Source organism: Accumulibacter sp. (assembly GCF_031732815.1).
Lineage (GTDB): Bacteria > Pseudomonadota > Gammaproteobacteria > Burkholderiales > Rhodocyclaceae > Accumulibacter.
The window spans coordinates 1-9,164 of sequence record NZ_JAVMKF010000026.1 but is presented as its reverse complement, the minus strand read 5'-3'; the positions used below and the strand labels follow the sequence as shown (position 1 = coordinate 9,164).

Sequence of the window (9,164 nt, the reverse complement as noted above, 5' to 3'; positions counted from 1 at the left end):
TTGGCCCATTTGGAGTGACCGGCCATGATTCTTCCTCAGTGCTGAAAACGAAAGAAGCGGATTTTACTCTATCGCCCGCCGGTCGCGGTGCGAGCCAAACTCAGGAAGGTGCTCTCGTGACACTCGTCGAACACGAACGGCTCAGCAAGGCGAAACACAATTCCAAACGCTATCTGCTGGATCAGGACTGCTTCCAGTTCGAATCGCTGATGGTCGTCCGGATTCCAGCTGCGTTCAGTCCTGTTGGCCGATGAATGGTGATGTAACAGTCCTCGAATCTCGACCAGTTCATCCAGAATCTGCTCCGGACTCAGCTTGCCGAAACGCTGAGCATATGCGTCTGTTAGGGTCCGTGTCCTAAGGGCGACAGTCATGAACTCAGGATCGCTGACCACCCTATTGACGATTTCGACAAGAGCCGCAGAACTCTTGAATGCCTGCTGCAACGCGGCCTTTTTGAATTTTCCTTGCCCGTAGACTGTTTCCAGAACGAAGAAGAAATCGTAGAAAGCTTCGATGTAGCGCTGTTCGTGGCAGTCGATCAGGCCTTTGCGGTAGAAACTCAACGGCACTTCGATCGTACGTGCGTCGAACGCAGCTAGAACCGAGCGAGCCACAAGGTCGAACGATAACGGGCGCAGTTCGGCATCGTCGGTCTCGATGCTGCGTCGTTGGAACGAGAACAATTTCAGCCGGCTTTGCTCTTCATCATTTTCTGGAATCCACTCGACAGCCGGATGCTCCTTATTGATCCCCTGCAGGCCGTAAATCGCGAGTAATCCTTCGAGTGGTCGCAGCACGAACTGCGCGATCTCCAAAGCAGGAGGCGATGGGATGTCAATGCCGAAACTTACGCCGTGAGCCGGGTTGATTGTCGCCTGTGGCCAATAGGCTTCGTCGGTAACCGATGCTTCAACGATAAGGTGGGTAATGACCCCATGCTCGTTCAATTCAAAATCGAAGCGCGCCCCGTTTGTCGGAACCGCGAACTTGCCTGCTAGGCGTACTCTGCCGGAGACCCTGTAGCGATACCTGCAAATCATTGCTGAGCTTGCGACATCAGGTGAGCGCCATCACCTTGGTCGATTCCTCGCCGAACTGGCTGACCACGCGCACCGCCACGCGCCGGCCGGCGCGCAGCGGGATCGGGTGCGAGACATAACCGTAGAGGCGGTCGAAAGCCTCGTCGTCGAGTTCGATCTTGAGCGTGTTCTCGACCTTCTTCTTCGTTTTCGCCTTGGCAAGGTCGGAAAGCCCCTTCTTCCATTTGTCGAAATCGTCGTGGTCGCCCCCGCAGAAGAACACCTGGCGCACCATGAAGCTCGCGCCATCGTAGTCGTCGTCCACCATCCAGTAGGCGATGTCGGCGACCGAGCGCGCCTTCACCTCGTCCTTGATCGGGTCGTAGATGTCCAGGCCGCGAATCTCGATACGGGCGGCGCTCGCAGCCTCATCGCCGTCGCGCAGTAAGGCAATGTCCGGCTCGCCGATGGTGACGAAGGTCGCCGCCTTTTTGTCCTTTTTGGTCAGGCCGGCCTGCAGCAGATCGTCGTGCATGCGCACCTTGTCGACACGGAAGGCGCCGGCACGCTGGTTCTGCAGCGAGTTCTCCACGTCCGACTCGAAGGCGAAGCCGAGGATCAGCAGCCACTGCGCATCGCCACGCGCGCGGCAGGCCTTGATCGCCTCGTTCACCGCCGGTTTCGTCACCGGCGCGAACTGCGGGCCGAGGTGGATGTAGGCCTTCTGCTCGCCCTCGGCGGTGTCGTAGTAACCCTCGGCGTGCAGATACGCGTCGGTGAGCGGGTCGATGCGCACGAACACCGCCATCTCGTTCTTCGCCCCGTTCTTCACGCCGGCCGATTTCAGATGCTCGAAGACGCGGTGCTGGAAGGCTTCCAGCCGCTCGGTGTCGAGGCTTGCCTCGTCGAGCGCTTCCGGCGCCAGCGGTTCGAAACTCTGCAGCGTCTCGACGGTGAACGGGCCGGCGACGCGCAGTTTCTTTTTGTCGATGGCCGGCTGATCGAACAGGGTCACCTCTTCCGGCGGTTCGTCGTTGGCGAGCGAGCCGAGGGTGACGCGCTGCACCTTCTTGTAATCGAAACCGTGGCGCACGTCCCAGGCCTCGCGGGCCAGCCCGGCCTGCTCGTCGGTGAGCGTGTACCACGGAAAGCTCGCCGTCATCAGCCGCGTCTTGGCGATGTTGAGCGCCACGCGCGAGGTGTCGGTGGTGATCCAGCGCCGGCCCCACTGCTCGGCGACGTAGGCCGTCGTGCCGCTGCCGCAGGTCGGATCGAGCACGAGGTCGCCGGGGTCGGTGGTCATGAGGATGCAGCGTTCTATGACCTTTTGAGAGGTTTGGACGACATAAGATTTGTCTTCACTACGGCTAGAGAATCGGGTGTCAGGCCAGTAATTTGACATTGGCTTGAACGGAAAATCGTTGAAGAAACGGACATAGCTCAACATTCTTCCGCGTTGCTCTATGCGCTTGGCACCAATTAGCTTTTGCATTCCAGCAATACCGGTTTTCCAATACCCGGTAATTGGACGGTAAATTTTTCCCTCGAATTCGACTGGGAAATCGCCGGGCGGTCGTTGAGAAACAATATTGTCCTGACGATATGGCTTAGAACCTTCTGGTAGCAAAGACCAATTGTCACTCTCTTCAGGCGTCATTTTTCTGCGGATGCCATCCTGAAGCTCCACCCGGTTGTATTCCATGGTTCCTGGATCAGAGTCAGCTTTTGCACTCCATAGCTTGCGATATTTCAGGCTTTCTTTCTGCCTGCCATACCAAACCAAATAGTCGTTTGTACTCGGCAGAAAATCTGACTCTTGCGCACTGGTCTTTACAACCGTAATCAGCGAAACAAAATTCTCGCTCCCGAACACCTCATCCATCACGCAGCGCACGAGGTGGACGTTCTCGTCGCTGATCTGCATGAAGCAGGAGCCCGATTCGGCGAGCAGTTCCTTGGCCACCAGCAGGCGGTCGCGCAGGTAGCTCAGATACGAGTGGATGCCGAGTTCCCAGGTGTCGCGGAAGGCCTTGATGACTTCCGGTTCGCCGCTCAAGCTGGCGTCGTCGCCGTCCTTGACGTTGCGCGCATTTGCCCCTGACAGGCGAATCTGCCAGTTGGAGTTGTACTTGATGCCGTAGGGCGGGTCGATGTAGATCATCTGCACCTGGCCCTTCATGCCTTCGCGTTCGAGCAGGCTGCCCATGACCATCAGGCTGTCGCCCTGGATCAGGCGGTTGGCCCAGTCGCCGGACTGCTTGTAGTACCAGGTCGGCTTGTCGAGTTCGTCGATGTCCTTGTAGTTGGCGAAGAGTTCGTCGGCGAAGAAGTCATCCTGCTGCGCGCCTTTGCGCTTCAACTGGTAGAGGCGCTGGATGAGCTTTTCGGGGGCGACGTGTTCGCTGCGGTAGAGCGAGCGGATGTCGAGGTCGAGCAGTTCGTCCTGGTCGTCGGCGCCGTATTTTTCGAGCCAGCAGAGTTCGGGGTCCTGTCCGCGCGTGGTCACCGGGTTGAGCGGCAGTTGCGCGCGGCTGGGTTCGTTGCTTTCGATGCCGGCTTCTTCCTTGCTCGGGATGTGAACGCGTTTGGCCTTCTTGTGCTTGAGGCTGTCGATCTTCTTGTCGGTCATGCTTGCGTCCAGTCTTCGACGGTGAGCCCGGAAACCTTCGCAAATTCGCGGGTGTTGTTGGTGATCAGCGTGAGGCCCAGCGCGCGGGCATGGGCGGCGATCCAGTTGTCGTTGTGGCCGATCGGTTGCCCTGATTTTTCCAGATGACCGCGGATTTCGCCGTAGTGGTCGCCAACGTCGTCAGCGAGATCGAGTACCGGGACGATTTCCCGCAGGCGGGCAAGATTGGCGAGTGTGCGCTCGCGTTGCTGCGACTTTTCCGCACCGGTCACCAGTTCTCCCCAGGTGACGACGGACATGGCGAGTGCGCCCGGTTGCAGTTTTGCGATACGTTCGTTCATGGCGGGAAACAGTTCCTTGCGCATGAAGATGCAGATGTTGGTGTCGAGCAGATAACGGGCAGACATGGGCATCAGTCCAGGTCGAGAGGGGCGATGGGAGGGGCGGGCGGATCGTGTCGCCCGTTCGGATAGAAATCGCCGGGCAGGCCGGCGAGCAGATCGAGGACTTCGAGCAGGCTATCCGGCGCCGCATCGATCTCCTCGATGATGGTTTCGATGGCGCGCGTGAGGCGGGGCTTGATGTCGTCGATATCGTCGATCTCGGCAAAGTGCCAGGGCGGCAACCCGAGTTTCCGGCGGGCATTGTTGACCGCCGGAAGCCAGCGCTCGCTGACGGCCCAGCGCTTGAGTTCCTTGTTCTTGTTGAAACCGGTGATTTCGAGAATGAGCGCAGCCTCGCGCAGCTTCGGAGTGCGCAGGCGGATCAGGAAATCCGGGATGTATTGCCGCTCCTTGCCACCCTCGATGTAGGGAATGGTGAAGCCGAGGAAGGCGTTCTTGACGTAGCTCTCCACGGCGGGAATCTTTTCCAGCGTCTTGGCGGCAATCTGCTCCCAAGTATCGGTGTCGGCGACGACGAGGTTGACGTGGCTCTTCTTCGTCGGCCAGGTTTTTTTCGTCGTCTGGCCAAAGACATGCGCAGTGCTACCGACCGGGTTGTAGTGGTTGAGGATGGGCAGCACGCGTTCACGCTCGGCGGCATGGGCGACAATGCCGCGATTGATGCTTTCGACGATGGCCTGCGGCTCTTCGTAGACGACGAGGCGCTTGAAGACCGGGTCGGCCTCGCCTTTCAGCTTCAGTTTCTGCTCGTACCAGGTCTCGACGATGCGTTTCACCTGCTGGAAGAGGCGCAGGTCGTCGCGCTGCTTTTCGTCGTGCACGCGGCGCAGGTAGTCCTTGGTCAGCTTGTAGATGACCTGCTGGTCGCGCAGTGCTTCGAGGTTGGCGCGAAGCAACTGCGTGTCGCCGGAGACGGCGGTGCCGAGCGTGGTTTCGACCGGCTGGCGGGTGGTGTCGATGACATAGTCCGGCGTGGCGGTGAAGTCGGCTTCGAGCTTTCCGGTTTCACTTTCGAGGCGGTAGCCGATGAGGTTGGGGAAGCGGATTTCGAGTGCGGCGCGCTCGGGCAGGGCGCGCAGCATGGCGTGTTCCGGCACCTCGGCCTGTGTTGACTGCCCGGCCTTGAACAGCTTGAAGGGGACGCCGATGATGTGGGCGTATTCGGGCGGGAACTTGCCGGTCTTCGGGTCGATGAAGTAGTGACGGCGACGCAGCGCGCGGCCGGCGACCTGCTCGCACAGCAGTTGCGAGCCGAAGGCGCGCAGGCCCATGACGTGGGTGACGGTATTGGCGTCCCAGCCTTCGGTGAGCATGGAGACGGAGACGACGCAGCGGATGTGGGCGCCGAGCGTATCGGGCTTGCCGACGGTGTTGACGACTTCGCGCAGGAGGTCGGCATCGGTCAGTTGCTCGACGCTGCGGTCGGGGTGGCGTCGCCGGTATTCGCGCTTGAAGCGCTCGATCTCCGGCGCGAAGACTTTCTTGAAGCCGTCGTCGATCTGGCCGGAGTGTTCGAGGGCGTCGCTGTCGATGAGGAGCGTCGGCGGGCGGTTCAGGGGACGGCCGGTGTGCGCGTCGAAGTTGGAAAAGAGCGGCAGGCGGCCGGGGACGACGGTCGTCGTTCCATTTTCGTTGTGGCGTTCGTAGCCGGCGATTTCCTTGAAGACTTCGCGCGAAACGGTGGTGTTGTTGCAGACGACGATGAACACCGGCGGCGCGGTGAACATGTCGGCCTTGAGTTCCCCCTTCTTCCGTTGCCCGCGTTCGTATTCCTCGTAGTGGGCGTAGAACTGTTCGAGCGCGGCGCGCACCATGCCGGGCAGGTTGGGCGCGCTTTCGCCGTCGTTCCCGGCGGCTTCGTCGGCGGCGTCCTTGCGCGCCCGGCGCTGGCCTTTCTTCGGCAGTTCGGCCTTGCAGTGCTCGTAGAGGTTCTTGAGGACGGGTTCGTCGATGGCATGGCTGCTGTCGTCGACCGGCAGGAAGGGAATCTTGACGAGGCCGGCTTCGATGGCTTCGATCAGACCGAAGTCGCTCACCGTCCACGGAAACAGCGAGTAGGCCGGATAGCCGGAACCGGAGAGGTAGTAGGGCGTTGCCGAGAGGTCGTACACCGCGCGCAGGCGGAAGCGCTGCGCCAGCGCACGCAGGCCGGAGAACCAGACGGCGGCGCGCTCGTTTTCGGTCTCCGAATTGTCGAGTTCGTTGATCGTTGCCGACAGCTTGCCCCTGGCGCGCGGCAGGTAGCAGTGGTGCGCTTCGTCGTTGACTACGAGCAGGCGGCGGCCGGGCTTGAAGCTGCCGAGCACGCGGCGCAATACCTGCGCTTCGTCCTCGCGACTTTCGACCTTGCGGCCGTTGTCTCCGAGCTTGCCGTCGAACGGCGTCTTCTTGTTGCCGGCGAGCAGGCGCGGCAGGAATTCGTGGAAGTTGGTGACGATCAGGCGGTGCGCGAGTTCGCCCATTGCCATTCGGTAGGCGGGCGGGACGAGCGTGCGCTGGCGGTAGTAATCCTGTGCCTCCTGCGGGCTGTCGTGGCCGGCATCGGGGATCAGCACCTTGAGTCGGTCGCGGATGGTGATGCCGGGCGCGACGACGAGGAAATAATCGCAATAGCGGGTGTCGTTGCGGTATTCGCGGCGGTTTAGGTAGTGGTAGAGGATCAGGCAAGCCATCACCACCGTCTTGCCGGCACCCGTCGCCATCTTGAAGGCGATGCGCGGCAGGCGATCCTCGGGCTTGTCGCCGGCCGTGGCCTGGCGCTCGCGAAGCTGGTTGAGCAGGTGCGTGCCGTGGTTCGATTTTTCGGCCACTTCGTTCAGCCAGATGGCGGTTTCGACGGCTTCCTGCTGTGCGAAGAAGAGTTTCTGATGCGGCTGCCGCTCGGGATTGGCGAACCACCAGGCGAGCAGGTCGCGGGTGACGCGGCTGGTGATGCTGCGGTAGCTATCGCGCCGCCAGGCGCCGACCTGATCGCGCAACTGATTGACGAGTTGTTCGCCGTAGTCCGCCCGCAGGTCGTTCAGATCGAACATGCTGCCCTGCGTCTGCTGGCCGAGTGGCACCTGCGGCACATCCGGCGTGAAGACGCGGCGGCCTTCGCGGATGTCCTTGTAGTTCAGGTTGCCTTCGGTGTCGGTCGCGTAGTGGCGCGCCGGCTCGGCGTAGGGGGTATTCAGGATCGGGTTGTCGGCGTTTGCCATCGGCATGGTTCCGGTGAAGGGTTGATTCTAGCGCCTCGCCCTTCTTTCGTCAGTTCCGATTCGAGTAGTCGCTGGCGTGGAAGCAAGGTGCGTGTCGCGCCCCCGGCTTCTTGTGCGGCTAGAATGGCGGTCACCCTTTCTGCTGGAGCAATTCCATGACCGCCCCCCTGCTCATCGCCCGCCACCAGACCACCGATCTCGCCCTCCTGCCCGCACTGGCCAACCGTCATGGCCTGATCACCGGCGCCACCGGTACCGGCAAGACGATCACCCTGCAGGTGCTCGCCGAACGCTTCTCGGCGATCGGCGTGCCGGTGTTCATGGCCGATGTAAAGGGTGACCTCTCCGGCATCGCTGCCGCCGGCGTCGAGTCGCCGAAGCTGGCCGAGCGCCTGAAGGCGCTGAAGGTCGAGGGCTGGGCGCCGGCGAAGTACCCGGCCGCGTTCTGGGACGTCTATGGCGCTGCCGGCCACCCGGTGCGCGCGACGATCTCCGACATGGGGCCGATCCTGCTCGCGCGGCTGCTCAATCTCAACGACACGCAGGCCGGCGTGCTGCAGCTGGTCTTCAAGATCGCCGACGACCAGGGCCTGCTGCTGCTCGATCTCAAGGATCTGCGCGCGATGGTGCAGCACGTCGGCGAGAACGCGAAATCCTTCACGACCGAATACGGCAACGTCTCGGCCGCCTCGATCGGCGCCATCCAGCGCAACCTGCTGACGCTCGGCGAGCAGGGCGGCGAGACCTTCTTCGGCGAGCCGATGCTCGACATCAACGACCTGATGCAGACCGTCGACGGCAAGGGTGTCATCAACGTGCTCGCCGCCGACAAGCTGATGTCCAGCCCGCGCCTCTATTCCACCTTCCTGCTCTGGCTGCTTTCCGAACTGTTCGAACAGCTGCCGGAAGTCGGTGACGTCGAGAAGCCGAAGCTCGTCTTCTTCTTCGACGAGGCGCATCTGCTCTTCAACGAGGCGCCGCCGGCGCTGCTCGAAAAGATCGAGCAGGTCGTGCGTCTGATCCGCTCGAAGGGCGTCGGCGTCTACTTCGTCTCGCAGAACCCGCTCGACATTCCGGACAAGGTTCTAGGCCAGCTCGGCAACCGCGTCCAGCACGCCTTGCGCGCCTTCACGCCGCGCGACCAGAAGGCGGTGAAGACGGCGGCCGAAACGTTGCGTGCCAACCCCGCCTTCGACGCGGCTGCCGTGATCACCGAACTCGGCGTCGGCGAGGCCCTCATCTCCTTCCTCGACGAGAAGGGGCGGCCGAGCATCGTCGAACGCGCCTTCGTGCTGCCGCCGGCCTCGCGCATCGGACCGCTGACGGCCGATGAGCGCAAGGCGGTGATCACCGGTTCGCTGGTCTATGGCGTTTATGAAAAGGCCGAGGATCGCGAGTCGGCCTACGAGAAGCTGAAAGCGCGTACCGAGGCTACTGCGGCCCAGCCGGAAGCTGCACCAGCGACGGCCGAGGCGCCATCTTCCGGTGGTTTTCTCGACGGCCTCGGCAGCATTTTCGGCGGGGGTGGCTCCGGGAAGCCCGCGGCGCGCGGTCGCGAGAGTGTTGTCGAGGCTGCGGCCAAGAGCGCCGCACGTGCGATCGGTTCGCAGGTTGGCCGCGAGATCATCCGTGGCGTGTTGGGGTCGATCCTGGGTGGGGGCAGGCGGCGCTAGCTGACGGCGCTCCCGCAATGAGATCGGCCACCCTGGGGTGGCCGATTTTGTGTGCAAGCGAAACGACCGGGGCGCTTACTTCACGAAGTACATCTTCGCCTTGTCCAGCTTGTAGGTCCAAGGCAGACCGGCGTTCTTCCAGCCGTTCACGACGCGCTGGCCGTCCTGCGTGCCGCCTTTCGCGGTATCGCCCTCGAAGCCTTCGGCGATGCTGTACACCTTGGTGTAGCCGGCGG

General features: G+C 62.0%; 5 protein-coding genes and 1 pseudogene. 1 reads left to right on the top strand and 5 read right to left on the bottom strand.

What is annotated here, in order from left to right; all coding sequences use genetic code 11:
• Nucleotides 1–68: 68 nt before the first annotated feature.
• From RKP46_RS02240 to RKP46_RS02225, 4 genes are all read right to left on the bottom strand, one after another.
• The gene (locus tag RKP46_RS02240; RefSeq protein WP_311105122.1) at nt 69–950 is read right to left on the bottom strand and encodes a hypothetical protein; all 882 of its coding nucleotides are present in this window, start codon (nt 948–950) and stop codon (nt 69–71) included.
• 109 nt (nt 951–1,059) lie between these two features.
• Nucleotides 1,060–3,651: a site-specific DNA-methyltransferase gene (locus RKP46_RS02235; RefSeq protein ID WP_311105121.1), complete on the bottom strand. Its 2,592-nt coding sequence runs from the start codon at nt 3,649–3,651 to the stop codon at nt 1,060–1,062.
• Nucleotides 3,648–4,058 (bottom strand): type II toxin-antitoxin system VapC family toxin, encoded by a 411-nt coding sequence (locus RKP46_RS02230; protein ID WP_311105120.1) that lies wholly within the window; start codon nt 4,056–4,058, stop codon nt 3,648–3,650. The genes RKP46_RS02235 and RKP46_RS02230 overlap by 4 nt, the downstream gene beginning before the upstream one ends.
• Before the next feature lie 5 nt (nt 4,059–4,063).
• The gene (locus tag RKP46_RS02225) at nt 4,064–7,255 is read right to left on the bottom strand and encodes a BPTD_3080 family restriction endonuclease (RefSeq protein ID WP_311105119.1); all 3,192 of its coding nucleotides are present in this window, start codon (nt 7,253–7,255) and stop codon (nt 4,064–4,066) included.
• Nucleotides 7,256–7,410: 155 nt separating this feature from the next.
• On the opposite strand from RKP46_RS02225, the gene RKP46_RS02220 reads away from it, so the two are divergent.
• Entirely contained in the window at nt 7,411–8,928 is a 1,518-nt protein-coding gene (locus RKP46_RS02220; RefSeq protein ID WP_311105118.1) for a helicase HerA-like domain-containing protein, read from the top strand.
• A 75-nt stretch (nt 8,929–9,003) separates the two neighbouring features.
• Here the strand turns inward: RKP46_RS02220 and RKP46_RS02215 are convergent.
• A pseudogene (locus RKP46_RS02215) lies at nt 9,004–9,164 on the bottom strand (sulfurtransferase); the annotation flags it as partial.